Origin of the sequence: Corallococcus interemptor (assembly GCF_003668875.1) — a bacterium.
Lineage (GTDB): Bacteria > Myxococcota > Myxococcia > Myxococcales > Myxococcaceae > Corallococcus > Corallococcus interemptor.
Genome location: NZ_RAWM01000401.1, coordinates 1 through 413, shown reverse-complemented (window position 1 = coordinate 413; position 413 = coordinate 1). Strand labels below are relative to the sequence as shown.

Annotated in this window: 1 protein-coding gene; it reads right to left on the bottom strand. The window is 64.6% G+C overall.

The features are described 5' to 3' along the window. Positions 1-305 (bottom strand): response regulator (locus D7X96_RS39335; RefSeq protein WP_121772019.1); only part of this gene is annotated, 305 nt, incomplete at its 3' end. Positions 306-413 lie beyond the last annotated feature (108 nt).

The window sequence follows — 413 nt, the reverse complement described above, 5'->3', positions numbered from 1 at the left end:
CGCTTTTCATCGGGGGCATCGGACATGCCTGTGATGAAGAGCACAGGCAAATTGTGGCTCCGCTCAGTCGCCCGGATGGCGCGCAGCACGTCATAACCATCCATCCCCGGCATCGATACGTCGAGAAGGACAAGGCTGACTGCCTCGCGCGCGATGATGTCGAGGCCGGATTGCCCGTCGCGCGCCATAAGCACGCGGCAATCGTCCTGAAAAAGCTCCGCGAGCGCGACCCTGTTCAGCCGGTCATCATCAACAACCAGAACGGTTGCGATCCGGGGGGCGGCCAGGGCCTCTGCGCCGGTCATACATCCGCCCCTCGTATCGCTGCGGTGAGCGCGGCGCTGACCTCGCGCAGGCTGGCGGCAGCCTCCTCCAGTTCAAGGTCCTCGAACTGTTCCAGCGCGGCCGTGACC